The sequence below is a fragment of the Clostridioides sp. GD02377 genome (genome assembly GCF_045899875.1).
GTDB lineage: Bacteria > Bacillota > Clostridia > Peptostreptococcales > Peptostreptococcaceae > Clostridioides > Clostridioides difficile_A.
The window spans coordinates 175,550-201,224 of the sequence record NZ_JBJODA010000008.1; the positions used below are offsets into that span (position 1 = coordinate 175,550).

Consider the following 25,675-nt stretch of genomic DNA (forward strand, 5'->3'; position numbering starts at 1 on the left):
TATATTTCATAAAATCTTTTTATATTCTGTCATTGTTTTAGTTACAAATATATTATTTAAGTAAGGATAACTTCTATAGTCATATTATCTATTGTTGTTATAAGCTCTTGTTATTAAATCACTTCCTGATTTAAATATTTTTTCACCCTTTTCAATTCCTATAAAACGTCTCTTTGTTGTCGCACATGCCACTCCTGTTTGACCAGAACCAAAACAATTATCTAAAACAAGTTCACCCTCACGTGTATATGTATTTATTAGATATTGCAGTAAATCTAAAGGTTTCTGACAAGGATGAATCCCATTAACTTCTTTATCAAAATAAAGAACATTATTAGGATAGTTGGTATATTCAACAAAATGCTCATTGCATAAACCAGAACCATATATATCTCCTTCTCTTCTGTTTTTTCTAATTTTCTTAAATGGTTTATCAAGTTTTCTTAAGCCTTGTGGTACATACAGTGGCGCTTTTTTGTAAAATACATTTATATCTTCAACTTTTCTCATTGGCTGATATTTTGCAAAACTAAATCCTGTAGCTCTATTTTTCACCCAATACCAAGAATACCTATAGTTCTTTAGATTTGAATGAATCAGCTGAGTCGTAAATGGCTGTGCTGAAAACAAAACTATTGCACCATTAGGTTTTATTATTCTATGATATTGTTCCCATAATTTTTCTAAGTCTATCATTTTGTCCCATTTACATGCCGTCATGTTATATGGTAAGTCACAAAGTATTAGGTCAATTGCCTCATCTTCAATATCTTTCATTATTTCCAGACAATCGCCTTGATGTAGATGATAATTTTCTATATTTTTAATCATATTAAAGCCTCCCTCATGCTGTTTATTATAACTAACAGCCATCCTCACTTTAAAATAACTATATATGCATGTATTTATCACCTCCCTTCAAGGAGATATTTAAATTTTTTAGTTTATTTGTTTATCAATAATTTATTAAAAATAGAAAAAAAGATTAATTTTAATATGTTATACAAAAACACAAGTAATATATTGATTTCCTTCATAAATCCAAATTTTTATAGCTTATTATCTATAAACAGAACTTTTATTTCATTAAATTTCACATATCTATTTATATATTCTTCAAAATATGGATACACATCTTCCCTTGAATTTGCAAAAACTCCACATCCATATGCCCCTAAAATTATATATTTAGGGTTTTTACTAACAGCTAATTTAACTATTTTTTCTATTCTTCTTTTTAATACAATGTTTATTTCATTTTCAGTTAGACCTTCAGTTATACAACTCCATCTATTTGGTGCTGAAGAACTTATAAAAGAGCAATAAGAAGCTTCTTCTAATAACTCTCCATTACTATTTCTTATAATTGGAACTTTTGGAGAATATATCATTGTATCTGTACTAAGTGAGCTGCCTAGCCTTCTATTTTCTTCATACATATCTGTATTATTTATTAGACAACTATACAATAAGCTTCCTCTGCATATACATTCTTCTTGTGCTGTTGCTCCAGTTATGTATCCACCACCAGGAACTATCCCATTAGCAAAATTTAAAGCTACTATATCAGAAGTTTCTTTATTTAATGAAATAATAAAATCAATGACATCACTTTTTATTAAATTATCTTTAACTCTGTAATACTCAGGTATTCTTACTATCTTTATGTCAGATTCCCTATAAATTGTTTCTGTGTTTTTAATACATTCATGTAATTCTCTTTTTAAATTTACTTTTTTGCCATTAGAATTTACATAAAATCCATTTTTATAAATATTTTTGTTCTCATAAATAATATTCTGTATATTCTTTTTCATATTACACCTCTTTTTTATTTGATACCTTAATACTTTTTTTATTATTAAAGAAGTTTTTTATATTTTTTATATTTTATTTTGTACTTTCTAAACATTTTTTTAAAATAGTTTTAAAATACTCATAGGAAATTTTTTTATTACTATATGCTATTCTGAAAGGATATTTGTACCAAAAAATTTCTATATTAAGAGGTTTATACAAAAAGTTACATTCTTTTTTATTTATATATTTATCATATTCATAAGGTTTTATCTTGAAAGTATCATTTTCATAACCATTTGCACTTATTACACTTTTATTTTCTGCATTATACCCATAAGATGTTAAACCTATATTATTCATAAAAATAATAAATTCTTTGCTCCAGTTTTCATTTACCTTATACAACTTTTATCACCATCCATTTGATATTATTTTTTATATATCATAAAAACCTTTTTTGTTTTCATCATATATACACTTTTTAAATCAAATAGTATTTTGGTTATTTTTACTTTAATTCTGGATTATTTAAACAAGTTATAACATTTATGAGTAATTTTACTTTTTCATTTTTTACTCTATCTATATTTTCATTGAAATTATAACCCAATAAATTTGTTATTATATGATAAACGCTTTTTTCTGTAAAAGTATACATCGCTACAACATATGTATTGGGTTTCACTCTAAATATTAAAGTTATGTATTTTAATTTATTTCCAATTATTAATGCTCTATTATTATTTTTAAATTTTGTATTTCTTACTGATAAACCATATTTTTCTATTATATCTTCTATTTTTTCATCCTTTTTATTTATGATAGTTCTGTTATAATAGCTCAAACCATTATTGCTATACGCTTTTTCATACTCTATAAGTAACCTCAGCTTAGATAATCTACTTGCTTTTGCCTTTTTTTTAAAGTCAAACCCTAAAATATTTTTACATATTGCAAAAGCACTCGAACCAGAGTACTTTACTAGCTTAAAACAGTTATCCTCATTTTCTATAACATAGCAAATGATAATATATGACCAATCTTTAGTATTTAACATTCCAAATTTGGTTATAAATTCTATTTCGTCTGTAACATTTTTTTTATATTTTTTTAATAATTCCTCTACACTATAGTTACCTCTTACTATTTTCGACTCTTGTATCATATTAATATGCCACCTTTTTGTAAAATCAATAAATTTTATATATTTAACTAAGATTATTTGCCTTAGCCTATTTTCTTAATGAGCTTATTTATGAAATTCAATTCTATCAATACTAGCTTGAATTCATATAAAACATGTTGTATATTATCGTGCCTGGAGCTTTTTTAATAATCGCTCATTAGAAATAATTAAATTAATTCTTTTCTGTCAAATAAAAAATAATTTAAAAAAGAGAGGGATAACCCCTCCCTACTTATATATAATTACATCTTTAGACGCTGATTCCTTTTATATATTAAAAATGTAGAATAACCATAGCTTTGTATCAACTAATACAAATTTGTATATACTTTTCAATATTTTTTAAAAAGTTTGCATATATTACAGATAAAATATCTTTTCATTCTAATTAATCTCTATTGTAGGTTTATATAAGTAGTAACTGTAGAAATATAATGAAAAAGTGCATTTGATAAGCTAAACTGTGCATAGAACTTTTGAAAGGTTATGATATTGATACTAAACTACACAACCTAATAAGCATCTTTACTTTAGTTATAGAGAAAATGGCAATGATGAAATAGCTTAACTATATATCTTGTGTTTCTATAATTATATTAAATAGTTACATTACCTTCAAGACGATTCTATTTTCACTTTATTTTTTAATGATTTATAGCAAAATCCTTTTACTTTAATTAGAAAAATAATGTTTTATTGACACATGAAAAAAGGTATAGACTTTTTAAAAACTTTCCTCTCTATTAAATCGATGTGCTACATTAAGTAATATTTGAAATACAAATTAATTGATTCATAAAAGTTATTTAATGCCTAATTTAATCCATTTTATTCAATATTTTTATATTAATACTTATTTTTATAGCATTTATATTGATTTATTGAACCTTTTGTATTATCATACACATATAAGATATTAAAATATAAAGGAGTGATAGATTATGGATTTATATGATTTTGGATACAAATTAGGGGACAAGGATAAAGAAAGAAAATTACCTATATATGAATTTTGGGCAAGTTTAAAAAAAGAAGATAAAAATACTATATTAGAATCAATTAAAAAATGTTGTTCAAGTTTAGATGAACAATTACCTGATTCTATTTTAGAAGAATATTCAAATGAAAATACTTTTATTAAATCTAGTCAAAAGATTCTAATTGGAATATTAGCTGCACTTAACTATAATAGTTCTATTCCTAATCTAATTAATCAAGGAAGAATTTTAAGCATAAAAGAAGCTTCTATAATGTTTGGTAAATCATCTTCAACAATACGAAAAGATATAGAGAGTGGTAAGTTTAACCAGGAGCTTGAAGTTTTTAAAATAGATACTAAAGTACTTATTTACAAATCATCTCTTATTAGAGTATATGGTCCTGTAAAAAATGATTTCCATACAAATATAATATAAATAGAAACATTTAAACCATAAGAAAAGAGATTGTCTCAAAATTGATTTTTTCTAATCAAATTTTAAGCTCAATCCCCTTTCTATATGTTATTTTTACTATTTCTTTTTTATTAATATCTTAAAGTTGCAGTATTGTTTCATAACATTAAAGCTATTTATTAGTAACCTCAAGTACTTTTTTCCAAAGAAGTAACTCAGCTAAATCTTTAGCTACATGAAAAGTTGTAGCTTCTATACAATTTACTTCTCTAATAACAACCTTTTCAGATAATAAATCTTTATTAGCATTATTTAAGTAAGCAAAGTATTCATAACCTTTTAAATTATTATCATATATTGATGAAAAACCATGCACACCAATTAGCTTTTCATTTAGCACTTTATCATACAACTCTGAACATCTTTTTGCTATTGGATTAACATTACACATAGCTTGTACTTCATAATTGGCAATAGCGGAATCTATAATATTTCTTTCATCTTCCCTATCCAATGTATAGTCTAATGCTTCAAATACTGTAGAAATATTTTCTGAAACTACTTTATCAAACTCACTGTCAAAAAGAATTTCACCTATAATACCATCAATAATAGTAAAGCCTTCATCAGTGAAAAACTTATTTATTTCATCCCAAGATATAACAATTAAAGGCAGTCCTGATTGTTCACAGATTTTTATTTTACAATCCATTTTTAGTTTTCGATATTTATCATTATTTACAAAGTTTACTTGGTGATAAATCCCATCATATGAATATCCACATCCTATTCCATCAAATTCAATAACAAGTAAAGTTTTTCCATAATTATCAGATTCTTTACTTGTTATTACAAAATCAAAATTTGATTTAGATAAAAAATTATCTCTTTCAGATGATGTTAAATTAGCATCTTTATCATATATATCTATAACATCCTTTACAGGTATATGTGTTAATACTAATACTTTATTATCCCATAATGATTGTAAATGTTTATGAAGAGTTGCTTCACTAGAGCTATCAAAAATTATTTCTTTAACTTTCATAGTATTCTCCCTTGTAAGATTAAATTTATAAATTTTTATTATGCTTTAGTGCATAGTATGGGTAGAAAAACTTTCAATTAAATCAATAACTAATTGTTTTAGTGGTTCATTATATTTCTCCAATTCCATAATATCTATCTTCCCAGAATGAACAAGCTCACTTCGCATTTTATAACAATTATTAAAAAACTTTGACACATCTAGCCCAAAATACGTTTTATCTCCACAATGTTGTTCAATTAATTCTTTGCATTTTTTTCCAATGCTTTTAATCTTTAATTGGCCAATATCATTTTTTACTCTTTCCATCAATTTATCACTACAACTAATATTTTTTATGATATTATTAATAATTTCTATGTAATTTTTCTCATTATATTCTTTGTCGCTAACCAATACTTCAATAGCCATAATTCTAAGCAGAAACTGAATTCTTCTATCATTAATTAAAGAGCTTGAATTTAAAAATGATAATACAATATCTAATTTATCATTTTCAAATTCAAAACTTCGCCTTTTCAATTTGAAGTCAATATTGTATTTAATTTCCAAATCTTGAGCTACAAAATATATTTCATTCATACTGGATATAACCTCATATATTTCTAATCCTAAAACATCCCCTAGGACTCTTGTATCTTTCGATATTTTCTTTTCACGAATTGCTTTATTCTTTAACATATCTAGTCCTTCTTCTGTAAATTCTCCGGGTTTAACAGATTTTTCTGCACAATCCAATACACCACTTATACCAGATATATTTATTTTATTATTATATTTACACATTTCTAACTTAATATTCCTAAGTAACTCTATACCTTCACTTTCAGCCTTTTCTCTTGATTCAAAACCACCATATTCAATGATTATCTTTGTTTTATCAGCTTGTTTTTGAGACTTAGCATGACATGTATAGTTACCATATTGAAATAATTCTATAGGTTCATTAGATAAATTATCAAAACTTAATTCATCATCACAAAAAAACAAAATTCTTGCAAAGTACATAACTATTCTTCCCCCTTAAATAGTATATTTGTTATTTTTATTATACCAAATTCCCTCCACTTTTATTGATTAAATAAAATAACGTTTATACTCCATCAATGTCTCTTTTACATAGTCCCATATAACAACTTCTCCATCTACAACTTCAAATACTTTTCCATGAGACTTTGGTGCATCAATTTTCATTTGATTGAAATTACCTCTAAAATCCCTCACATAAGTTGAATGATATTTCTCATTATTACTACATCTTTCCTCTAGTTTTTGTAATGGTACATGTCCTAACTCACTCTCTACTTGAAAAAAAGCTTTTACAATTTTATGATTATTTTGTTGTGACTTTATAGCCCATTTTGGAATTCGATTATTTGCCTTCCCAGTATCAATGGTTAGAGCCTCATTAAAACTGTTATTTTTAGATACTGTATTTGGTTTGTATGCTTGAGAAGCTTTAGAAAAACTAGCTGATATATATTGCAACATAAGCTCTTCAATTACTTTCTCTTTTTCATCATTGTTTAACATTAAAGACAATTTAAATTTATCAATAATATCTTCATCAATATTACATTCAAAAATAGTGTTCATACATACTCCTCCTATTAATTTATTATTACTATTATAATAACATATACTAATTAATACTTCAATACTAATTAGTAAAATACACTAATTAGTATTGAAGTATTCTTAAGGCATGCATCTTAGTATAATATGGATATATCTAAAAAGTATTACAAAAACTAAAAAATCACCCAAATTGTGGTTTGGGTGATGATTCAAATTAATTTATTAAGCTTATTGAATTGAGATACACACTAATTCAAATAGTTGCAGTTTATTTCCTATATCTTAAAAATCCAAACTTCCACCTTGATATTCTTTATTCTTTGATAAGCTTCAATATAGCTTCTTCTGTATCTTTTATCCCCCTGTAATGCTTCTTTTTTATGATTTTCTACCATTTTTTGCTTTGCTTGTTTTTTCAACTATTCTAAAAGGCTTGTTCCATTTACCGATATTAAGATACATAAAAAAGTTAGTATTAAAATAATCTATCATCCCATCACTATCATCATAATGATAGCTTTTTAATATATTATACAAATCAATTAAAATGCTTTTTCCAACAGAATTTAGTCTATTATCAGCTAATATATTATAACGATTAACTTGAATATAATTTTTTTCTAAACCACTGTTAAATACGCTAAAAGGAGCTTCCATCAAACTTACATCTATAGTTGAACATGTTCTTGATGAAGTAGCTGTAACACTAAATTTACATGATGGATATATTTCTTTTACATATCTTCGAATGATTTTTGCGATGTCTTTAACTGATAAGTTACTACTATAGTTTTCTCCCTTCCAACCATACTTAGTGTAAAACTCATGTCTTGTACTATTTGCAGTTTCTCTTATCATAACCTTTGACCTTTTTTTCCATGTTAGAAAGGCGCTCTCATACTGATTATTAATTTCCTTCATTACTTCTTCGTTTCCACCCATATCTGGATGATGCTTTCTTGCTAATTTTTTAAATGTATTTTTTAACTCCTCTAATGACTTTACGTTTTTAAAATATTCCATGTTATTGCCTCCCTGATATTTTTATTTTACCGATATTCTGCAATCAATGTTTCGGTAAAACATTTTGTTTATATCTATTCCATATGTTTATAATAACATGATTAACGATATTTCACAACCAATATTTCGGTAAGACGTTGGTTTTTAGAATTTATTGAAAATCCAACAATTCTAATACTTCTTTCCCTAAAAACTTATATAACTTCTCAAATTCTGGTATTGTAAAAGGTGTTTTTCCTTTTTCTTTATCACTATAAGTTGTTTGACTCATTCCCATGTGAGTAGCTAATTGTTGTTGTGTATATCCATTTTCAAGTCTTAACTCTTTAAGTCCAGCTAAATCCATGTTACACCTCCTAATAATACTAGTTAAGATATATAATATCACATTTTTCCTTATTAAAAAATAATAAAAAAGATAAAGTGATTAAAAAGCTTATTTTGAAATGTATTTTTGAACTACTCCACTAATTTTCATGTAGTTTTTCCGATTACATCTCCTAAATACTAGTATATACACATAATATCACATTTAACTTTTATATAAGATATATCCAAATATTCCTTTTAATTATATTTTTTACTACTATTTATGTCTATGATTAATATAATTATTAATATTTTCGTCTATGATTAATATAAATACTTGTTTTTAGATTAATTCACTACTATAATATACTTATATACAATTAATCTTAATATAAAGGAGGAAATATAAATGAATGAAGATGTATATGAGTTAGGTTTTAAATTAGGAAAATCAGGTGTATTTAGTTCAACTCAAATAATTCAGATTCAGAATTTATTTTTTCAAGCCTGTAATACAGATAAATTATTACATATGATTTTAGCAGCATGTATGTCACAAAAACTAACTGTATGTGACTCATTAAGAAACAACTTATATGATTTAGAAGTAAAAAGTAACTTTTTAATTGGGCTACTTAATGGTAATGTATCTAAGTAAAAAATTTTTTTATAATAATTATGTATCTATAAATAACCAATAAAAACAGAATAAGGGAGATTTTATAAATGAGAGAAGTATATGAATTAGGCTTTAGGCTAGGTGAATCAGGTGTTTTTGACAAAAATCAAATAGTTATGATAACTAATTTGTTTACTAATGATATTGATAAAAATAAATTATTAGAAATGATTTTAAAAGCTTGTGATGAAACAAATATAGCAGTATGTGATTCGTTAACAAATAATTTATATGATTTAGAAACAAAAGCTAATTTTCAAATAGGATTGCTCAATGGTGCTTTTAAGAAAAATCCACTTGAGAATGTTATATCATTAAAAGAAGCAGCTAGGTTACTTGATATGCCTGTTACAACATTTAGAACTCTAGTACAAAAGGGTGATTATAATGATGTTGGCAAGAAAATAAGTTCTATATGGGTTTTTGATAAGGAGCTATTGCTTCAAAAGTATGGTTGTGAAAAGAAAGATTATAAAAAAGGATTGGATAAGTTTTTTCATGATTATGCTGAAAAAAACAATAAAATAATATGTGATTTTATTGAAAAACATAAAATAGATAAAGATATTAATCAAGTAGATATTAATAATAGAACATTTAACTTCAGCTGGAAAGAAGATGAAATCAATGTTATCACATTAAGTATAGAATTAATAAATTATAAGTATCTTTATAAAGCAAGTAATTCATATAAAAATACAAATATATTTAAAGATAAGGATTTTTATATAGAAAGTTTTAGAGATTTAAGATTTTTATTAGATACTTATGATATAGAATTATATACAGACAGTTCTTGTACAGAGAATAACTCTAAAGCTCTAACAACATTTTTATTACCAATTTATGAGATTTTATCAGATGAATTTCTTAATAAATTTGAAGAAGTTATATCTAAATATGAAGATAAGTTTAGTAGAGAAATAGAATATTTATCAGAGCGTTTTTAACTCATAATCAAATAGTATATCTCAAATTTAATTAAAAATGATTAACATCATTACAAGAAACATTATTGGAAATAAGTAACAAAATACTAGATATACCACAGACTGACATTCCAATGCTGGATGAAACAGATATAAAAATTAATGAAAAGACATCAGAACTTCTCAAAGGAATTGAGAATCATTTTAATGTAATCTCAAGTGATTCTTTAGATTAATTTTATGCGCAAATAGTTTACAGTCTTTTAATACATAAAAGGGATGTATCAAAATGAAAATTTGATACATCCCTTTTGCTTTAGATAACATTTAAGCAAAATGAAGCTCAGTATACAAAACAATATATCAAGTACTTTTGAAAAATCAAGTTAAGTTCTTTTTATTTATATGCTACCTAAAATCATAACACTAAGAATATTTATTCTTAATAGTTTCAATTCCTGTAAAAAATAGTTCTATCCATAATTATTTTTAATTTATTTAAATAAAAATTCATACTCATTTGTGATAAGTGATATTTTAATCCATATTGCGGCCATTATAATGCTTAATATTACTTTTATCCATGTTTTAGATATTTTCAATTTATCAAAAATAACATATTCAGAAAGTATTATTAAAGAAATTGAAATTACTAAAGTTTCTTTCAAAAATGTATGATTCATTTAATTCACTCATTTCTATTTATTTTATTGATATACTTTCGATGCACAATAGTACTCTTCTATTTCTCCAGCAACCCCTATTGTAACTTTTTTTAGTCTCATTTTGAAAATCATTCCTCCTTTTGGAGAACCTACCAAAGCACTTAATATAACTGATGCTATAATCCCAATTTCATTTTTAGATGCTAAACCACGAAGTAATCTAGTTATTACACTTCCAGAAACACCTGAACCTCCTAATCTCATAGCATCTAGAGTCTCACGAGAAAGATAAATATCCCATCCACCTTTTACTTTTACTACTTTATTTACTCCTTCTTTATATCTTGCTAAACTATAAAATCCAGCTTCTTTCAATAAATTCTCTGACACTCCACCAGCCTTTAAATAATCAGCCATGTCTTTATTTGTTACAGTATATTCAGTTCCTATTGCTATATTGTCTTTTTCATTTTGAGTGTTAATATATGTAGGTTCTTGATTTACAGGTCCCATCGCATTTGCAATACTTGCAAAAGGAGTAATACACATTGTTGTTATCATTGTAGTAGCTAACACCTTATTCATTTTTTTTGTTTTCATATAAAACACCATCCTTTTTATTCTATTTAACTATATAACAAATAAGGATTTGATTTTTAGACATTTATTTATAAATTTTTCTAGAATTAATTTAAATACTAGTATTTCTGAGATGTACTTATTAATATTTTAGATTCATTCCCAGCTGTAATGATTGCAACACCTCTATATGTATGTCCTTTTGTTACAGAGTAAGAATTTGTAACTGAACAAGTTTTTCCTCCAGTTTTCTTTGAAGATGTTTTTAAATCTACCCAATGCCCAGATTTTAATTCTTGTAATTTTGTTATAATAGATGTTTTATTTACACTCGATTTACCCACTACAGATGCATTTATTTTTACAGGGCCATTAGAAGCTGAGATTCTACAACTACAATTTAATATATACACAGAGATTGGTATTATACTTTTCTGACATTCTTCAATGTAGATAATATCTACTAAATTAAGTTCTTCTGCAAAGCTAATAAGATTCAATGGTATTATAATTATCGAAATATACAAAAATATTGAAATTATTTTTTTTACTTTCATCAATTAACCTCCTTAAATATTTGGACATGTATATAGCAAATAATAACCTGTATGTTTGGCAAAATTTTATTTAATATTTTCTGCAATTTTAATAAATTCCATCTTATCTTTTTTTGTTATTTTTTTTGTTTGGAGTTCCTTAGATAATATGTATATATTATTTTTATCATCCCATAATAATTGTTGTGTATTACCCTTTTCAACATATTGAGCATAATAATTATTAATTTCAATATTTTCTATTGTAGCTCCTTCAGTATTTAATGATACAATGTCTCTATCCATTGGCATTGTTTGATAAATTATGTAATCATCTAAATTATCTTTATATGTTATGACAAGATAATCTTCTTCCTTAACTCTCTCAACTTCTTTATATCCAAAAGGAATGTACTTAGGCTCTTTATAGGAATACGTTTTCTCCACATTAGGATTAATAAAATTATAATCAGTAAACTCTTTATAGATTTTTTTTATTATTCTCATTAGATTTTCTGGGAAAGCTTCAGTATTTACAGTTGTTATAGTAATTATGCCTGTTAAAACTATTAAAAGGATAATCACAATTTTTTTAAAGTGTTTATAATATGTATTTTCATTCCTTTTTTTATCTTTTTTAATAAGTTTATTCATTTTAGTTTCAAACTCAGGTGAAAATATATGGTTAATATCTTCATCACCAGGTAGCTCATTCAATACTTTTTCTTCTATTTCAGGAAGTTTAGAATACAATAGTTCTTCTATATCTAATTTATTCTTATTCATTTACTGACACCTCCATTTCATCTAAAAGTTTTTTTAATTTTTCTAAAGCTCTTTTATTTCTTTTGTATAAATTAACTTCTTTTATATTTAGTATCTTTGAGATTTCTTTATTAGAAAAACCATGACTATATTTTAATAACATTATTTGTATATCTATCTGAGGAAGCTTCTTTAAAGCTTCTACTAAATTGATATACTCTCCTAGATTTTCAATTGATAAATCTAAGGAATTGAATTTATAATTTTCATCATTAATATCACTTATTTCTTCTCTTTTTCTTCTATTGTATATATTTATCGAAGTTCTCTTTACTATAATAACAACAAATCCTTTGGTTTTTATACTCTTAACATCATCTATTTTACTTAAATTATCTATTATTTTTAGAAATGAATTATGTACAGCATCTTCAGATAAAGACTCATCTTTCAAAATTTGATTTGCCACATAAAACATCAACTTCTTATATCTAATATAGATTTCTTCAAATTTACTTTTATCTTTTTCTGAATCTATAATGGCCAAATACATTAACATAATTAGTAGCCTCCTGTAAATGATTTTACTTTAATAGAATAATTATACAAGATTTTCAAAGGAATATGTGCATTAAACTTAAATTTAAACTATTATATTATAGAATCATAAGAAAAAAAGAACTAGATAATCTAGTTCTTTTTTTCTTATAATTCTATAGGTATCCATTAGTAAAATATGTTATCAAAGTAGCTATAGCTATTAGCGAAATAATTATTATAACTTTTAACCATCTCTTCTTTATCGTTTTTGCTATAAAAACTACTGAAAAGCCTAAAACTATAGAACCTGCTATAACTCCGATTACAGCTCCTCTAACGCTTGTAATTAATGCTGAGATATTATTCTATTTAACTATATAACAAATGAAACTCCATTTTTTAGACATATATATTTTTTTTAAAAAAATTATTAGAATAAATAGATTCTATTGGCAATGGTAATGATAAAATGATTTCTAAGTGATATAATATACACAATAAACTATATTGAAAGGATGAATGTAATGAATGACAAAGAATTCAGTATCGATATTAAATGCTCAATATCTTTATCTTTTTTTGAAATTATTTGCTATTTAATTATTGTATCTATCGTATTATTCGGTTTTTCTATTCTATTTAATCATAGCATAGACTCAATTCATATGAGTGCATTAGGTATAACAGTTGGATTTGTAATATTTAATTTCATTAAAAACTTTATTGAGAATAAAAAAATTGCTAAAAATAAATAAGTTAAAGACCTCTTAGTATAATTTATATGCTAAGGGGTCTTTAACTTATTTGTTGTACGATATTTGTTAACTATTTTATTGTTCCTGCAAAACTGAAAATTCTTCTGACCTCATAGGCCATTGACTGTTGTTACTTACAAAATTTATTATACCTTCCCTAAAGCTATCAGCATTTAATAACATAATTTCCTTCGCTTTTTCATTTGCTTCATTTTCATACCAACGTTTTTCATGTTGTATGTCCTTGTGTTTATCTATAATTTCTTTTGTCAATCTACCAATCTCAAACTGCTTAACATGAACAAGTTCATGAACTAAAATCATTTTTATATATATGTAAACCATTCTTTCATAGAAGTCTCTATTTACTTGATTATCATATATTTCAAATTTTGTTTCTATATATTTTTCTATTTCTTTTGTATAAAATACAATTTTATCTTCTTCGTAGAGAAGTGCTGCTTTAGTACCTAATTTTTGATAGCCATCACTGTAAGATTTATTTTTTTCACAATTAATTTCTATATTAGCGTTTTTTATTTCTAAGTAATTTATAATTTCTTCTTTAAAATTATTTACTTCATCGCTAAATATAACTTTTTTTAATTCTTCTTCTCCAATAAAAATAGTATTTATTTTTGGAAAGTTCGCCATGTAATTATCCTCCTAATATCTAAAAATATCCTTTTATTTTTACTATATGCACATAAATGACACAATTTCTAATTATTATAAATTATATATATTTTTCAGTAGCCCCCCTGCTCTTTTAAGCTCAAATCTTTTTCTCTTAATCTATTATTCTCAGCTTCTAGAAAAAGAATTTCTTTCTCTAGTTTTTGATTCATAGTTTTTAGTAAGATAAGCTCACTATTTAAGTTTGTATTCCCATTTTTTAATGGATAAAGCTCATCATTTGTGTCCCCATGTTTTGGTGGAAGAAGCTTTTCTTCCTTATCTAAAGAATTTATCCAGGACCTTAATGTAAAAAAACGATTAGTCATTTCTGGCATGGAAAACATAATAAAGACGGCCGACATTACCAACAAGAACATTTGCCAAAGCGATTCACTATATATACTTTTATATTGTATAAAAACATCATAGGAGAATATATATGCAGCTATTAAAAATATTGTTATGCTTTCAAGACTATCTTTAAGCCTGCTAAACGAACCATGTATTAATATTCTGAAATAAGAATATGTACCAGGTTTCATATAATTATAAGGAATTTCATATAAAAGTGCTGAAATTACAAATAAAATAAATGCTATTGCACTAAGCACTGTGAAAAAACGTAATCCAACTGACAAAAATAATGAGATATATCTAAGAATTGTATCGCCTAAAATGACTTTTACCATTGAAAATGTATTACTCCAGAAAAAATTGCAAACTGACAATATAATTATCATCATATAAAAGAATGATTTTATATACGCAATTTTAAGTTGTAGCTCATGTTAATCTTTATTTAAAAACCATGTATAAAAAGCTACCATATTTTATTGTATCCTTTCAAATTTTAATTTGCATATTCTCCATACTACACAGATAGTTCGCCCTAAATTAATTATAAGTTATACAAGCTTCTCTTTACAACAAAAAAAGTTAAAAACTTCAAGAACTTTTATTTATAAGAGTTTAAAGCTAGAAATTAAAATTAAATGTGATATAGACATTAGATACAATAATTAAACATATATCTGCATTAATTACATATTATGGTATAATAATGTTTAGAGACTACATAGAAAAACTATTAGGGTGAATCTTCATGTACATTTGTTTGTTAACGATAATAACATTTCTTACCACTATAACAATTAGTTTGATTAAGTTGGTTAAGAATCTAAATAGACTCCTTAAAGAAATAAATGAGTTTAGAAAAACGTTGCAAAAAATTAAAAATCACCCGAACGGCCATTCAGGTGATTCTTCAAATTAATGAGTAAGTCTTATTGAATTAAGAGACACCCTACCGTAAATAGTTTGTAGTCTCTTTTTTATGTCTTGATGATACAAATTCGTATCTTTATATATATTATACCGTTTCTTTATCATACTAGTCAATCACCCTATGAAGCTAATTCATTCATAATTCAAGCAGACTCTGGTTGTACATATAATAAATGTCCTTTTTGAAATTTGTATAAAAATGAATGTTTTAAAGAAGATTTAGCTGAATTAGCTTCTTATCAGCCCTTTGTAAGACGTAATTTAGTGATGGATACTAATTCCCTTACTATGAACTATGAAAACATTAGAGATATAGTTCTGGCTGTATATGACTATCTACCAGAAATTAAAACTATAGCTATAGTAACTTCGAGCTTTAGGAATAAATGGTCTTACAATAGGAACTGAAACGGGAGATGATTAACATATATGTATCAAATAAGTTAAGTCTTGATATTTTCCCAAAAATAAATTTTATTTAATATGTTATAATAATAAGATAAAACATTATTAAAAATCAAATAGGGGAATGTATGATATGGATGAAAAAATATTAACACTATTGCAAGAAATGAACTGTAGATTTGATGCTATCGATAAAAGATTTGATTATATTTATAAAGATATCGTTAAAATTTCAGTAGATATTGAAGATTTAAAGGATAATACACAAAATGATTTCATTGAAATTAGAACAGAAATAGACTTTATTGAAAAATATTTAACACTTTTAAAAGATGATACAACAGAAATAAAAAAAAGCTTAGATACTATTTAGCACTCTCTCCATATTTACATATAAATGGTATCATAAGGATTAGTATAGTATAGAATAAAAGTACCTGAAATTTCAGGTACTTTTGTATATTAGTATAGTTTATCCTATCTATTTCCATAAATAGTCTATATTATATGCAGGTGCTTTATTTGCTAATGATTTTCCAAAACGTTTCTTCTTATTAATTCTACCAGTCTTTTCATTAATAGTAGTATTCTTTAATCTAGCTTGAAGTCTTTTATAACTCATCGTTTCAACATAAAACTTATTACCTAAATTTAGTATATTCATACTCATTTATTCAATAATTTCTAACATTTCTTCTGTGAAATCATACCCCTCACAATCATTTAAGTTGTAAGCATATACACAATAATGGGGTATATGAGATACAACTGTCACCTTTCCTTTAAATTTATTCATACCATTATGAAACCTTAATCCCCCATAAAATTCATCTACAAGTAAATTTTCTTTTATTTTAACTTTTTTGTGTAATAAATTTTTCATATTGTCGCCTCCATACTCATTATTTTAATTGAATTATATCACAGTTATAGTTTTACATCCTAAATAATTAAATAAGAAAATCTCCATATTACTCAAAACTTCAATTCACTAAATATCTTTCATTCTCTATCTTGTACTTTTATAATAACATGTTGACCGAATATTCACAACCATTTTTTCGGTAGAACATTAATATTTTTTAGAATTTATTGTAATTCTAATAATCCCAATACATCTTCACCTAAAAATTTATAAAGTTTTTCAAACTCAGGTATCGTAAAAGGTGTTTTACCTTTTTCTTTATCACTATAAGTAGTCTGACTCATCTCCATATGAGTAGCCAATTGTTGTTGTGTATATCCATGCTCAAGTCTTAATTTTTTAAGTCCATCTAAATTCATGTCACTCCTCCTAATTAATACTATTTAGTACTTGCTATTTCTTTGTTTTTAAGTTCTGTTTTTGCTAAAGGTCTTTTAGCTTTTTCTTTATCAATGTAAGTTAATTGTTGTTTTTTATATCCATGCTCAAGTCTTAACTCTTTAAGTCTAGCTAAATTCATGTTAAACCTCCTAATAATACTAATTAATATATATTAATATCACATTTTCAATATAAAATAATGATTTTATATACGCAATTTTAAGTTATAGTTCATGTTCATCTTTATTTAAAAACCATGTATAAAAAGCTGGCATATTTTATTGTATCCTTTCAAGTTTTGATTTGTGTATTATCCATACTACACAGATAGTTCACCATAAATTAATTATAAGTTCTATACTCTCCAATTTGCAATAAAAAGTAGCTAAAAGCTTCACTAACTTTTATTTTTAATATTATAAACCTTTGTTTCTTTGGGCGTGGAAACACAAAGATATGATTTTCTTTACAGATTTAAAAATCTCATATATGCTGGAATTAGTTAATAAATTTTAAAGAAAATATGAAATTTTAGAACTAAGAAATAAAAAATATAAAAGGAGAGCTACTGGTCAAAATATTCAAACACAAATAGTTAATGCAAACAGATTGATATATATTTAAAAGTATCTTATAGTACCAGCAATTTTATATAAAAATATTGCATCAAAATCATTTATCATAGTATTTTAGACAATATAAGGTTTTTAATAAAGAAAAGTTCTCAATATAGATATATTAGACCAGTTTTGAGTAGCAAATAATTATATATGAATTTAAATTTAATAATATCGATTAAACCTAAATATGTAAAGGAAATATTAAATAACAATAAGAAATTCGAATATAGAAAGACTATTTTTAAAGAAGATGTTGAGAAAATCTATGTATATTCTACATCACCACAGAAAAAAATAATTGGTTATTTTAAATACACAAAATACTTAAAAGATAGTCCTAGAGTTATTTGGAATAAAACAAAAGAATTTTCAGGAATAAGCAAAGATGAATATGATGAATATTTCAATAATAGGGATATAGCATATGCAATTGAAATAAGCGAATTCATTAAATTTGATAGAGGCATAAACCCAAAAGAGTATATAGATAACTTCATAGCTCCACAATCATATAAGTACATAATTGACACTCCACCAGGGCTAAAGAAATTTGAGCTTCAAAAATAGTAATATACCAAATGATTCACCATATATCTTTGTATAAAATCAATAAAAGGCCACCTAAAGAGATGGCTTTTTATGTTTTAATTTGTTTATATTTGCAATATTTTATACATTATTTATACTTATTACTGGTATACTTTAATTAAGAAGATTAATTATAATATAAGTTGGTGATTTTATGAAAAATATAAATGCTTTCTTATGGTACTTATTAGGTATATTTATTTCATGTTTTATACTAACACTATTATTCGACAACTTGTTATACCTAGTTTCTTATATACCTACACTTTAGAAGGTAGCAACTAGTTATAGTTACTACCTTCTAATCATTAATGCTTAAATTTTAATACACTAAAATTTTTAACTTGAGACTTGAATAAAAATTGTTATCATTCCATTTATAAAACTTTATATCTTATTGAAGTAATAGCCAAAGTCTCTTATTGTTATAATATTCTGAGGATTTTTATAATCTCTTTCTATTTTCTTTCTTAACCCATTCACTGCAACTGTGACACTATTATTATCCTCTGGATATTCATTCATCCATACATCTTCATATATCTCTTTAATAGTCAAAGTATTTTCTGCATTATCTATAAAGTAATTTAATAACTTATTTTCTATCGGAGTTAATTTTATTATTTTGTCTTCTAATTTTATTACTCCACTAGCTCTATTATATTCCTCTAATTTCAAACTATTTTCATTGCTATTTGCATACATATTTACTCTTCTTAGAATTGCTTTTACTTTTGCATATAAAATTTCCAAATTTAGAGGCTTTATTAAATAATCATCTCCACCAGAATTTAAAGCATTTAAAATACTTTGCTCTTCATTTATGTATGTTATATGAATAACTGGGCAAGTAGTTATATTTCTAATTTTTTTACAGAACTCCCATCCATTACCATCAGTTAAAATTATCTCTAAAAATATCAAATCAATGTTATTACTAGATATCTTTCCAATGGCTTCTTCACAATTATACGCTAAATCTACATTTATACCTTTTTCTTCTAAAAAATTTTTCAATTCCTGACAATTATTCTTATCTCCATCAATTACCAATACATTAGTTTGCATTAGAATCACTCCTAAATCTCATTCTCTTTAGACTATTTTTAACTAGTATTTCTTTGCCATATATATTTAATATTTTAAAAAATATTGATTATAAAAAATGTTTTTGTGATATAATAAAGGCAAGGAAACATATTCTACTTAAACTTGAGTGTGGTTTCCAATTATAACTTATTTTGAATTCTTACGGAACTTAATATTAAGTTCCCAACCACTCTTAGTTTGACGGCCAGGAGTGGTTTTTAATTTATCATAAAGCCAACAGGATATTAAACCTGCTAGAACATTCATCATTAGATTTACCATAGCTTTTCACCTCCCTTCTAATAGAAAGTGAGGAAATCTTCTATGGAAACACCACTCATAGCATTTTCAAATATATTCCTTGCAAGGTATATTATAACATAAAAGTACCTGAAATTTTCAGGTACTTTTGTTTTTAATATTATTTTGTAGTATCTAAAATAGATACATATGAAAGAATATATAGACCTAAGATTTTTTACTGTTGTCCTATCTATTCCCATAAATAATCTATATTATATGCAGGTGCAGCTAAAACACACATTTTGAAAATATTATCATTTTTCTTAAAGTTAGCTGGCATTGCACCATTAGCTCCACATAAATCGCTTATTAACTGAAATACTTGTGAACTGGCATCACAATCAGATTTTTGTCTAAATATAACATCGTACGCAGAAGCTGGAGAGCTATCACTTGGGTCTGTTGTGTTAGGCAATTGTCTTGTCATATGACCAATCGCGCTTTTACATAAAATTAATTGCTCAGCTTCATCCTTTGATATAATACCTTTGTTTATCCCAATACGAAAAATATACACAAATTTATATAAATATATCTACTTGTCTATATCTTTACTGTAAGTTGTCTTATACCTAAAAGGCTTTTAACTTAACTTTTCCTACTTCAACGTGTTCTATTTTGAATATCCGAAGATAATCTACTTTAGTTTGATATAACACTTCATAGGCTTAAATTCCCCAGTATCGATGGGTACACGTTTAAGGTTTCTTTTAATGTGAAAGCTCTTAAACTGAATAATTTGCTAAATTAATTATAAGTTGTATAAGCTTCTCTTTACAACAAAAAAGCTAAAAACTTCAAACAATATAAAAAACCACCTAAAAAGGAGGCTTTTTATACTTTAAGTAGGAATTATTATAGTTCCATTTGCATTTTTTATCTCATTTACATCTATTGGTGCAAAAACCAAAGGTTTATTGTTTGATAATACTATTTCAGGTTTTACAAAAGTATTATTTTTATAACAATACTTGTCTTTCAAGTAATTTATAATAGTACAACAAGGAACTTTCTTTAATTTATATAGTATTTCAAATAGTCCATATTCCTCGGATGTTGCCAATTCAAGTCTAATTGTGTTCTTTTTCTTAAAATTTATATGTTCTAAACATAACTTAAAAAATCTAAACATATATGAATAATATTCCCCAAAATTATGCTCAAATGGTATTGAACATCGTACAAAACTATTATTGATAAGATAAGGGTTTATTTCATGTTTTTGAATTTTTATATGTTCATAGTGAATTCCTATTGAAAGCCCAGGATATTGTTTTACATCATTTTTATTCCACTTAACAGTAACAGCATACCATATATTACTATTTTCTTTTTTTACGAAAAGGTCTGTTTTCCAAATATCACGAATTTCTTCAGGAAGTTGTTTTCTAAATAATTTTTCTCTAAATGATTTATGAATCATATCTATATATTCTTTAAATTTATATGTACCAAAAGATGTCCATATTAAATCTTCATCATTAATACTTTCATTTATATTATCTAAATCTAAATTCGCTTTTTCTCCTCCCCATAGTATTGCGTTTAATCTATAAAACGTATTTTCTCCTGAAAGATAGTTTATACTCAAATTTAATAAATTCTGAATAAAGTCATCATCATAATAAATTGCATTATATACTGCATATTCCCAGCAAACACCATTAAGACCACTATGTTTATTAAGAACAGAAGAATATATAGTTCCAAGATTTTCTAGTGTAATATCACTTATTTTTTCTTTTCCAACACTCTCTAAATGGTCTTTTGATATTAAATTTAAGTATGCTTCTAAAATAGATATCATACATATTAGCTTTTGGTCAAATGGGTTTGAGTATATTATTTTATTTAAATCAACAGTTGTTATAGCCTTCATATTTTACTCCCCTTAAAGACTTTTGTCTATATTAGTTTAGAATTATCTATTTCCATAAATAATCTATGTTATATGCAGGTGCAGCTAAAACAGACATTTTAAAAATATTATCATTTTTCTTATAATCAGCTGGTATTGCACCATTAACCCACCAATAATTGCCACTTAACATATTATAATCAGAATGAGTTCTATCTCCAATTATTGCTCCATTAGCCCCACATAAATCACTTATCATTAAATATACTTGAGCACTTGCATCACAATCGGATTTATGTCTAAATAGAACATCGTATGCAGAAGCTGGAGAAGCATCTAATGGGTCTGTTGTACTAGGTTTTTGTCTTATAGCATGACCAACTGCACTATTATACAAAATCAACTGTTCTGCGTCTTCATTTGATATTATCCCCTTATTAAGACCAATTAGAAGATACTTATTAGCAACTTTCCAATCACCAAAATCTTCATTGAAACCATCTAATTTCAAAGTAGAATCTACATACCCATCATCAGGAATATTCCCTGACTTATAGTATTGCCAATAAACCCAATCTGGACATTTATTTAAGTCTAATGTACTCATTACATTTGTACCCCAGTTTAAAACCTTATCATATTCCTCTTGAGTAGTACATCCATATCCATGAGCACCTCTAATTGAGTCTCCATATTTAACTTTTACTTGTCCTTTTATCTCTGTCCCAATTATATAAGTACCACCTGTAGGGTAGTTTCTAGTTATTGTCATATCTTTTTGTGGAGCTATAGCTATCTTACTTCCATTAACTTTTATTCCAGGAACATTATTTTGAGTATTTGAATCATTTCTATTAAATACTCCTAATGCATCAGAATATGTCTTATCATTTGCACCACTATTTACTTTTGTTATTTTTTCTGGATTAGTCCTTTTTAACATTTCTTTTTGACTATCAGATAGCCGATACGAAAAACATACACAAATTTATATAAATATATCTACTTGTCTACATCTTTACTGTAAGTTGTCTTATACCTAAAAGGCTTTTAACTTAACTTTTCCTACTTCAATGTGTCCTATTTTGAATATCCGAAGATAATCTACTTTAGTTTGATATAACACTTCATAGGCTTAAATTCCCCAGTATCGATGGGTACATGTTTAAGATTTCTTTTAATGTGAAAGCTCTTAAACTGAATAATTTGCTAAATTAATACTTGCATTATAATCTCTATCAATAGATATTCCACAATTATCACATTTGTAAATTCTATCACTTAGTTTTAAATCTTTTTTAATGTTTTCACAACAAGAACACTTTTTACTACTTGGAAAGAATTTATCAACTTCTATAAATTCAATACCATATTTTTTACACTTGTATTGAATTTGTCTTTTAAATTCATATAGTTTTTGTTGTTGAATAGCTTTAGATAAATGTTTGTTTTTCATTATACCTTTTATGTTCAAAGTTTCCATTACTATTCTGAAAGGTTTGGTTTTCACAATTCCAGAACTTGTTTGATGTAAATGGTTATTACGAATATTTGTAAGTCTACGGTAAATTCCTTGAACAGCTTTAAGTTGTTTTTGATAGTTTTTACACTCTCTAAGTGGACGAATATATTCAAAAGACTTTAATATCCCTTTTTTATCTTCACTTTTATAATAGATTTTATTAATCATATTATTTTCCCTCATACGTGAAAAACTTTTTAATTCCCTTTTAAGTTTCTTTTCAAGTCTTTTAACTTCCTTACCTTTATTAATATTTTTATAAGTTTCACCATTTGAACATATAGCTAAATCCTTTATTCCAACATCAATTCCTAGTGATATATTTGTAAGTTGATATGTTTCTTCCTCAATTTCAATACTAAAAGATAAACACCAATGCTTTCCATCATACTTAATATGGGGATTACTATATTTATCTTTTACTTTTGGTAACATCTCAGAAGTTTCAACTATTCCTATTTTTTCTCCTCTAAAATGAAATCCATCAATTCTTTTTAAAGATTCATAATTTACATAAAAACTTGGAGTAGATTTATGTTTTGATTTAAATTTTGGTTTGTCAGCAAGTTTTTTAAAGTATTTAGTGTAGGCGTCTTTTGCATCCTTAACGCCTTGCTTCATTACATTACTTCCAACCTCTTTTAACCATGCATGAGTGGTAGGTTTTAATACATTATTAATGTATTTTCTTACCTCCCCATCACCTATAAATCTTTTTCCTGTTTTATTATTATCTAAATATGATTGATATGTTTCATTTTGGGTAGCTATAAAGTAATTATATGACCATCTAGCTACACCAGCTGATTTCCAAAATAACATTTCTTGTTCTTTTGTGGGTTTTAATCTAATCTTTTTCCCTATTATCAATGCTTTTCACCTCATCAATCAAACGTTTAGTTTTTTTAGAACGTGAACCATATAATCTATTAGCAAATACTGTGATAATTTGAACCAAATCATCAGTTAATTCTTCTTCTTTAGATTTCTCACTATGGTCTACAATTTCTATTTCAACACTGTTAATTTCACAAAGATATTCTATAAGTTCAAAACCAAATCGTACTAACCTATCCTTATATAGAATTACGACTTTGCTCACTTCTCTATTATTTATCTTATCTATTAACTGTTGTAAACCCTTTTTCTTATAATTAATACCACTACCTACATCTTTAATAACCTCAAATTCATATCCTTTGGCATACATATAAGTTTTAAGATTTTCAACTTGTGTTTCTAAATCATCCTTTTGAGATGGCGTACTAACACGACAATATCCAACTACAATGCGTTTTAACTCTGACTTTTGATTAAATTCTCTAAGTTGTTCAGTTGAATAGTATCTTGTACCACCCTCTGAAACATAATGAGGCTTTAACCTTCCATCAGCTTCCATTCTTCTTAATGTTTTTGGATGAACACCAACTTTTTTAGCAAACTTTCCAATGGAAATTAATTCCATACGTGCCACCTCCTTGTATTAATTATATTTTAATACAAATCGGCTAATTTATCTATATATTTTAAATTTGTCCATATTTTTCTCATTCACATTAAAACGCAACTTTTAATGCAGTCTTTCTCTCACAAGTAGACCTCTTATGCTTTCACATAAGCGTAGACTATATCTTCATCTTATCCTCTGATAAGAGCCACATTTTTCTTCCACCATTAGCTTGTGGTTTTACTCTCCCTCAAGGAGATAGTCGTTGAAGGTTCTCCATATCTAAGACTTAGGAGTTTCCCTGCTAAACATCCATTGCATTAGCACTTAGGACTATCACATAAAATTGATAGCTTTTATTTCACCATATGCCATCTCAATTATTTTTTCCGCTTTCGCACCTTTACATATGCCATTTCTAGCTTCGCTTTGGTCATTGAGCTTTAGGAGTTAAAAGCAATTAACGTGGAGTTCGCACCAATTGCTTGATACGAAGGGCTTACTGTTTATCTATATTTTATCTGTATTTCTGTATAAATTTATATATATTTGTATAGATTTTTATTAACAGCTATATTACCCATTATTACCTAAAACAACTATAGAGTTATCTTTAGCAGCTAAATTAGAAACAACTAAAGCATCTGTTAGCTCAGCTTCATTTCCTGAACCATCTTTAGCTATATAAGCATTATTAGCTTTTCCATAAAATTCATTTATGACTCTAGCATTTGTATCTTTTCTATCATTTCCAGATAGTCTAGTTGCACTTAAATTCTTTGTTATAGC

At 25.7% G+C, this 25,675-nt stretch carries 35 protein-coding genes; 7 read left to right on the forward strand and 28 right to left on the reverse strand.

The window, feature by feature from the left end:
• Positions 1 to 84: 84 nt before the first annotated feature.
• From Q3304_RS09145 to Q3304_RS09160, 4 genes are all read right to left on the reverse strand, one after another.
• A complete protein-coding gene (locus tag Q3304_RS09145; protein ID WP_407813388.1) occupies positions 85 to 831 on the reverse strand; it encodes a DNA-methyltransferase in 747 nt (248 codons plus the stop codon).
• Positions 832 to 1,049: 218 nt separating this feature from the next.
• A complete protein-coding gene (locus tag Q3304_RS09150) occupies positions 1,050 to 1,817 on the reverse strand; it encodes a TIGR02452 family protein (RefSeq protein WP_407813387.1) in 768 nt (255 codons plus the stop codon).
• Positions 1,818 to 1,890: 73 nt separating this feature from the next.
• A complete protein-coding gene (locus Q3304_RS09155; RefSeq protein WP_407813386.1) occupies positions 1,891 to 2,160 on the reverse strand; it encodes a hypothetical protein in 270 nt (89 codons plus the stop codon).
• Between the two features lie 148 nt (positions 2,161 to 2,308).
• Positions 2,309 to 2,965, reverse strand: a complete 657-nt coding sequence (locus Q3304_RS09160) for a hypothetical protein (RefSeq protein WP_407813385.1) — start codon at positions 2,963 to 2,965, stop codon at positions 2,309 to 2,311.
• 962 nt (positions 2,966 to 3,927) lie between these two features.
• Here Q3304_RS09160 and Q3304_RS09165 point away from each other — a divergent pair.
• Entirely contained in the window at positions 3,928 to 4,401 is a 474-nt protein-coding gene (locus Q3304_RS09165) for a hypothetical protein (protein WP_407813384.1), read from the forward strand.
• Positions 4,402 to 4,552: 151 nt separating this feature from the next.
• Here Q3304_RS09165 and Q3304_RS09170 read toward each other — a convergent pair whose 3' ends face one another.
• The 5 genes from Q3304_RS09170 to Q3304_RS09190 all read right to left on the reverse strand — a co-directional run bounded on the left by Q3304_RS09170 (position 4,553) and on the right by Q3304_RS09190 (position 8,375).
• Positions 4,553 to 5,428 carry a DUF2726 domain-containing protein gene (locus Q3304_RS09170; RefSeq protein ID WP_407813383.1) on the reverse strand — a complete coding sequence of 292 codons (876 nt, stop codon included), beginning with the start codon at positions 5,426 to 5,428 and terminating at the stop codon, positions 4,553 to 4,555.
• A 45-nt stretch (positions 5,429 to 5,473) separates the two neighbouring features.
• Positions 5,474 to 6,436: a hypothetical protein gene (locus tag Q3304_RS09175; protein WP_407813382.1), complete on the reverse strand. Its 963-nt coding sequence runs from the start codon at positions 6,434 to 6,436 to the stop codon at positions 5,474 to 5,476.
• 69 nt (positions 6,437 to 6,505) lie between these two features.
• On the reverse strand, positions 6,506 to 7,024 hold the full coding sequence (locus tag Q3304_RS09180; protein ID WP_407813381.1) for a hypothetical protein: 519 nt from the start codon (positions 7,022 to 7,024) through the stop codon (positions 6,506 to 6,508).
• A gap of 360 nt (positions 7,025 to 7,384) precedes the next feature.
• Positions 7,385 to 8,029: an LPD29 domain-containing protein gene (locus Q3304_RS09185; RefSeq protein ID WP_407813380.1), complete on the reverse strand. Its 645-nt coding sequence runs from the start codon at positions 8,027 to 8,029 to the stop codon at positions 7,385 to 7,387.
• A gap of 151 nt (positions 8,030 to 8,180) precedes the next feature.
• Positions 8,181 to 8,375 (reverse strand): helix-turn-helix transcriptional regulator, encoded by a 195-nt coding sequence (locus tag Q3304_RS09190; protein ID WP_021386735.1) that lies wholly within the window; start codon positions 8,373 to 8,375, stop codon positions 8,181 to 8,183.
• Between the two features lie 372 nt (positions 8,376 to 8,747).
• On the opposite strand from Q3304_RS09190, the gene Q3304_RS09195 reads away from it, so the two are divergent.
• From Q3304_RS09195 to Q3304_RS09205, 3 genes are all read left to right on the forward strand, one after another.
• On the forward strand, positions 8,748 to 8,996 hold the full coding sequence (locus Q3304_RS09195; RefSeq protein ID WP_021386736.1) for a hypothetical protein: 249 nt from the start codon (positions 8,748 to 8,750) through the stop codon (positions 8,994 to 8,996).
• A 68-nt stretch (positions 8,997 to 9,064) separates the two neighbouring features.
• A complete protein-coding gene (locus tag Q3304_RS09200; RefSeq protein ID WP_407813379.1) occupies positions 9,065 to 9,967 on the forward strand; it encodes a hypothetical protein in 903 nt (300 codons plus the stop codon).
• 65 nt (positions 9,968 to 10,032) lie between these two features.
• Positions 10,033 to 10,182, forward strand: coding sequence for a hypothetical protein (locus Q3304_RS09205; protein WP_407813378.1), 150 nt, complete (start codon positions 10,033 to 10,035; stop codon positions 10,180 to 10,182).
• 258 nt (positions 10,183 to 10,440) lie between these two features.
• Here Q3304_RS09205 and Q3304_RS09210 read toward each other — a convergent pair whose 3' ends face one another.
• From Q3304_RS09210 to Q3304_RS09230, 5 genes are all read right to left on the reverse strand, one after another.
• The gene (locus tag Q3304_RS09210) at positions 10,441 to 10,629 is read right to left on the reverse strand and encodes a hypothetical protein (protein WP_021386739.1); all 189 of its coding nucleotides are present in this window, start codon (positions 10,627 to 10,629) and stop codon (positions 10,441 to 10,443) included.
• Between the two features lie 24 nt (positions 10,630 to 10,653).
• Complete coding sequence (locus Q3304_RS09215; RefSeq protein WP_407813377.1) at positions 10,654 to 11,211, reverse strand: hypothetical protein; 558 nt, start codon at positions 11,209 to 11,211, stop codon at positions 10,654 to 10,656.
• Positions 11,212 to 11,309: 98 nt separating this feature from the next.
• Positions 11,310 to 11,747 (reverse strand): hypothetical protein, encoded by a 438-nt coding sequence (locus Q3304_RS09220; protein ID WP_407813376.1) that lies wholly within the window; start codon positions 11,745 to 11,747, stop codon positions 11,310 to 11,312.
• A gap of 66 nt (positions 11,748 to 11,813) precedes the next feature.
• On the reverse strand, positions 11,814 to 12,512 hold the full coding sequence (locus Q3304_RS09225; RefSeq protein WP_407813375.1) for a DUF4367 domain-containing protein: 699 nt from the start codon (positions 12,510 to 12,512) through the stop codon (positions 11,814 to 11,816).
• Complete coding sequence (locus Q3304_RS09230; protein WP_407813374.1) at positions 12,505 to 13,050, reverse strand: RNA polymerase sigma factor; 546 nt, start codon at positions 13,048 to 13,050, stop codon at positions 12,505 to 12,507. The genes Q3304_RS09225 and Q3304_RS09230 overlap by 8 nt, the downstream gene beginning before the upstream one ends.
• A gap of 505 nt (positions 13,051 to 13,555) precedes the next feature.
• Here Q3304_RS09230 and Q3304_RS09235 point away from each other — a divergent pair.
• The gene (locus Q3304_RS09235) at positions 13,556 to 13,786 is read left to right on the forward strand and encodes a hypothetical protein (protein ID WP_407813373.1); all 231 of its coding nucleotides are present in this window, start codon (positions 13,556 to 13,558) and stop codon (positions 13,784 to 13,786) included.
• 75 nt (positions 13,787 to 13,861) lie between these two features.
• On the opposite strand, the gene Q3304_RS09240 is transcribed toward Q3304_RS09235, so the two are convergent.
• Both Q3304_RS09240 and Q3304_RS09245 read right to left on the reverse strand, forming a co-directional pair.
• Positions 13,862 to 14,440, reverse strand: a complete 579-nt coding sequence (locus Q3304_RS09240) for a hypothetical protein (RefSeq protein ID WP_407813372.1) — start codon at positions 14,438 to 14,440, stop codon at positions 13,862 to 13,864.
• Positions 14,441 to 14,535: 95 nt separating this feature from the next.
• Positions 14,536 to 15,153, reverse strand: a complete 618-nt coding sequence (locus Q3304_RS09245; RefSeq protein WP_407813371.1) for a bZIP transcription factor — start codon at positions 15,151 to 15,153, stop codon at positions 14,536 to 14,538.
• A 1,133-nt stretch (positions 15,154 to 16,286) separates the two neighbouring features.
• On the opposite strand from Q3304_RS09245, the gene Q3304_RS09250 reads away from it, so the two are divergent.
• A complete protein-coding gene (locus Q3304_RS09250) occupies positions 16,287 to 16,526 on the forward strand; it encodes a hypothetical protein (RefSeq protein WP_407813370.1) in 240 nt (79 codons plus the stop codon).
• A 108-nt stretch (positions 16,527 to 16,634) separates the two neighbouring features.
• Here the strand turns inward: Q3304_RS09250 and Q3304_RS09255 are convergent, their stop codons facing one another.
• From Q3304_RS09255 to Q3304_RS09270, 4 genes are all read right to left on the reverse strand, one after another.
• The gene (locus Q3304_RS09255; protein WP_407813369.1) at positions 16,635 to 16,817 is read right to left on the reverse strand and encodes a hypothetical protein; all 183 of its coding nucleotides are present in this window, start codon (positions 16,815 to 16,817) and stop codon (positions 16,635 to 16,637) included.
• Positions 16,818 to 16,823: 6 nt separating this feature from the next.
• Positions 16,824 to 17,036 (reverse strand): hypothetical protein, encoded by a 213-nt coding sequence (locus tag Q3304_RS09260; protein ID WP_407813368.1) that lies wholly within the window; start codon positions 17,034 to 17,036, stop codon positions 16,824 to 16,826.
• 206 nt (positions 17,037 to 17,242) lie between these two features.
• Entirely contained in the window at positions 17,243 to 17,437 is a 195-nt protein-coding gene (locus Q3304_RS09265; RefSeq protein ID WP_407813367.1) for a helix-turn-helix transcriptional regulator, read from the reverse strand.
• A 20-nt stretch (positions 17,438 to 17,457) separates the two neighbouring features.
• Positions 17,458 to 17,598 carry a hypothetical protein gene (locus Q3304_RS09270; protein WP_407813366.1) on the reverse strand — a complete coding sequence of 47 codons (141 nt, stop codon included), beginning with the start codon at positions 17,596 to 17,598 and terminating at the stop codon, positions 17,458 to 17,460.
• Between the two features lie 631 nt (positions 17,599 to 18,229).
• Here Q3304_RS09270 and Q3304_RS09275 point away from each other — a divergent pair.
• Positions 18,230 to 18,646 (forward strand): hypothetical protein, encoded by a 417-nt coding sequence (locus Q3304_RS09275; RefSeq protein ID WP_407813365.1) that lies wholly within the window; start codon positions 18,230 to 18,232, stop codon positions 18,644 to 18,646.
• A 408-nt stretch (positions 18,647 to 19,054) separates the two neighbouring features.
• Here the strand turns inward: Q3304_RS09275 and Q3304_RS09280 are convergent, their stop codons facing one another.
• The 8 genes from Q3304_RS09280 to Q3304_RS09315 all read right to left on the reverse strand — a co-directional run.
• Positions 19,055 to 19,735: a response regulator transcription factor gene (locus Q3304_RS09280; RefSeq protein WP_407813364.1), complete on the reverse strand. Its 681-nt coding sequence runs from the start codon at positions 19,733 to 19,735 to the stop codon at positions 19,055 to 19,057.
• Between the two features lie 168 nt (positions 19,736 to 19,903).
• Positions 19,904 to 20,038 carry a hypothetical protein gene (locus tag Q3304_RS09285; RefSeq protein WP_021386751.1) on the reverse strand — a complete coding sequence of 45 codons (135 nt, stop codon included), beginning with the start codon at positions 20,036 to 20,038 and terminating at the stop codon, positions 19,904 to 19,906.
• A gap of 211 nt (positions 20,039 to 20,249) precedes the next feature.
• Entirely contained in the window at positions 20,250 to 20,576 is a 327-nt protein-coding gene (locus Q3304_RS09290) for a hypothetical protein (RefSeq protein ID WP_407813363.1), read from the reverse strand.
• Between the two features lie 324 nt (positions 20,577 to 20,900).
• Positions 20,901 to 21,938: a hypothetical protein gene (locus Q3304_RS09295; protein WP_407813362.1), complete on the reverse strand. Its 1,038-nt coding sequence runs from the start codon at positions 21,936 to 21,938 to the stop codon at positions 20,901 to 20,903.
• A 46-nt stretch (positions 21,939 to 21,984) separates the two neighbouring features.
• A complete protein-coding gene (locus Q3304_RS09300; RefSeq protein ID WP_407813361.1) occupies positions 21,985 to 22,860 on the reverse strand; it encodes a hypothetical protein in 876 nt (291 codons plus the stop codon).
• Positions 22,861 to 23,109: 249 nt separating this feature from the next.
• Positions 23,110 to 24,309: an RNA-guided endonuclease InsQ/TnpB family protein gene (locus Q3304_RS09305; protein WP_407813360.1), complete on the reverse strand. Its 1,200-nt coding sequence runs from the start codon at positions 24,307 to 24,309 to the stop codon at positions 23,110 to 23,112.
• Positions 24,287 to 24,904: an IS607 family transposase gene (locus Q3304_RS09310; RefSeq protein WP_407813359.1), complete on the reverse strand. Its 618-nt coding sequence runs from the start codon at positions 24,902 to 24,904 to the stop codon at positions 24,287 to 24,289. Before Q3304_RS09310 ends, Q3304_RS09305 begins: the two co-directional genes overlap by 23 nt.
• Positions 24,905 to 25,462: 558 nt before the next feature.
• On the reverse strand, positions 25,463 to 25,675 hold a 213-nt coding region (locus Q3304_RS09315), incomplete at its 5' end, for a cell wall-binding repeat-containing protein (protein WP_407813358.1).

Coding starts and splice junctions, on each gene's coding strand:
- Q3304_RS09145 (WP_407813388.1), bottom strand. CDS start 831: ATGATTAAAAATATAGAAAATTATCATCTACATCAAGGCGATTGTCTG.
- Q3304_RS09150 (WP_407813387.1), bottom strand. CDS start 1,817: ATGAAAAAGAATATACAGAATATTATTTATGAGAACAAAAATATTTAT.
- Q3304_RS09155 (WP_407813386.1), bottom strand. CDS start 2,160: ATGAATAATATAGGTTTAACATCTTATGGGTATAATGCAGAAAATAAA.
- Q3304_RS09160 (WP_407813385.1), bottom strand. CDS start 2,965: ATGATACAAGAGTCGAAAATAGTAAGAGGTAACTATAGTGTAGAGGAA.
- Q3304_RS09165 (WP_407813384.1), top strand. CDS start 3,928: ATGGATTTATATGATTTTGGATACAAATTAGGGGACAAGGATAAAGAA.
- Q3304_RS09170 (WP_407813383.1), bottom strand. CDS start 5,428: ATGAAAGTTAAAGAAATAATTTTTGATAGCTCTAGTGAAGCAACTCTT.
- Q3304_RS09175 (WP_407813382.1), bottom strand. CDS start 6,436: ATGTACTTTGCAAGAATTTTGTTTTTTTGTGATGATGAATTAAGTTTT.
- Q3304_RS09180 (WP_407813381.1), bottom strand. CDS start 7,024: ATGAACACTATTTTTGAATGTAATATTGATGAAGATATTATTGATAAA.
- Q3304_RS09185 (WP_407813380.1), bottom strand. CDS start 8,029: ATGGAATATTTTAAAAACGTAAAGTCATTAGAGGAGTTAAAAAATACA.
- Q3304_RS09190 (WP_021386735.1), bottom strand. CDS start 8,375: ATGGATTTAGCTGGACTTAAAGAGTTAAGACTTGAAAATGGATATACA.
- Q3304_RS09195 (WP_021386736.1), top strand. CDS start 8,748: ATGAATGAAGATGTATATGAGTTAGGTTTTAAATTAGGAAAATCAGGT.
- Q3304_RS09200 (WP_407813379.1), top strand. CDS start 9,065: ATGAGAGAAGTATATGAATTAGGCTTTAGGCTAGGTGAATCAGGTGTT.
- Q3304_RS09210 (WP_021386739.1), bottom strand. CDS start 10,629: ATGAATCATACATTTTTGAAAGAAACTTTAGTAATTTCAATTTCTTTA.
- Q3304_RS09215 (WP_407813377.1), bottom strand. CDS start 11,211: ATGAAAACAAAAAAAATGAATAAGGTGTTAGCTACTACAATGATAACA.
- Q3304_RS09220 (WP_407813376.1), bottom strand. CDS start 11,747: ATGAAAGTAAAAAAAATAATTTCAATATTTTTGTATATTTCGATAATT.
- Q3304_RS09225 (WP_407813375.1), bottom strand. CDS start 12,512: ATGAATAAGAATAAATTAGATATAGAAGAACTATTGTATTCTAAACTT.
- Q3304_RS09230 (WP_407813374.1), bottom strand. CDS start 13,050: ATGTTAATGTATTTGGCCATTATAGATTCAGAAAAAGATAAAAGTAAA.
- Q3304_RS09235 (WP_407813373.1), top strand. CDS start 13,556: ATGAATGACAAAGAATTCAGTATCGATATTAAATGCTCAATATCTTTA.
- Q3304_RS09240 (WP_407813372.1), bottom strand. CDS start 14,440: ATGGCGAACTTTCCAAAAATAAATACTATTTTTATTGGAGAAGAAGAA.
- Q3304_RS09245 (WP_407813371.1), bottom strand. CDS start 15,153: ATGGTAAAAGTCATTTTAGGCGATACAATTCTTAGATATATCTCATTA.
- Q3304_RS09250 (WP_407813370.1), top strand. CDS start 16,287: ATGGATGAAAAAATATTAACACTATTGCAAGAAATGAACTGTAGATTT.
- Q3304_RS09255 (WP_407813369.1), bottom strand. CDS start 16,817: ATGAATATACTAAATTTAGGTAATAAGTTTTATGTTGAAACGATGAGT.
- Q3304_RS09260 (WP_407813368.1), bottom strand. CDS start 17,036: ATGAAAAATTTATTACACAAAAAAGTTAAAATAAAAGAAAATTTACTT.
- Q3304_RS09265 (WP_407813367.1), bottom strand. CDS start 17,437: ATGAATTTAGATGGACTTAAAAAATTAAGACTTGAGCATGGATATACA.
- Q3304_RS09270 (WP_407813366.1), bottom strand. CDS start 17,598: ATGAATTTAGCTAGACTTAAAGAGTTAAGACTTGAGCATGGATATAAA.
- Q3304_RS09275 (WP_407813365.1), top strand. CDS start 18,230: ATGAATTTAAATTTAATAATATCGATTAAACCTAAATATGTAAAGGAA.
- Q3304_RS09280 (WP_407813364.1), bottom strand. CDS start 19,735: ATGCAAACTAATGTATTGGTAATTGATGGAGATAAGAATAATTGTCAG.
- Q3304_RS09285 (WP_021386751.1), bottom strand. CDS start 20,038: ATGGTAAATCTAATGATGAATGTTCTAGCAGGTTTAATATCCTGTTGG.
- Q3304_RS09295 (WP_407813362.1), bottom strand. CDS start 21,938: ATGAAGGCTATAACAACTGTTGATTTAAATAAAATAATATACTCAAAC.
- Q3304_RS09300 (WP_407813361.1), bottom strand. CDS start 22,860: ATGTTAAAAAGGACTAATCCAGAAAAAATAACAAAAGTAAATAGTGGT.
- Q3304_RS09310 (WP_407813359.1), bottom strand. CDS start 24,904: ATGGAATTAATTTCCATTGGAAAGTTTGCTAAAAAAGTTGGTGTTCAT.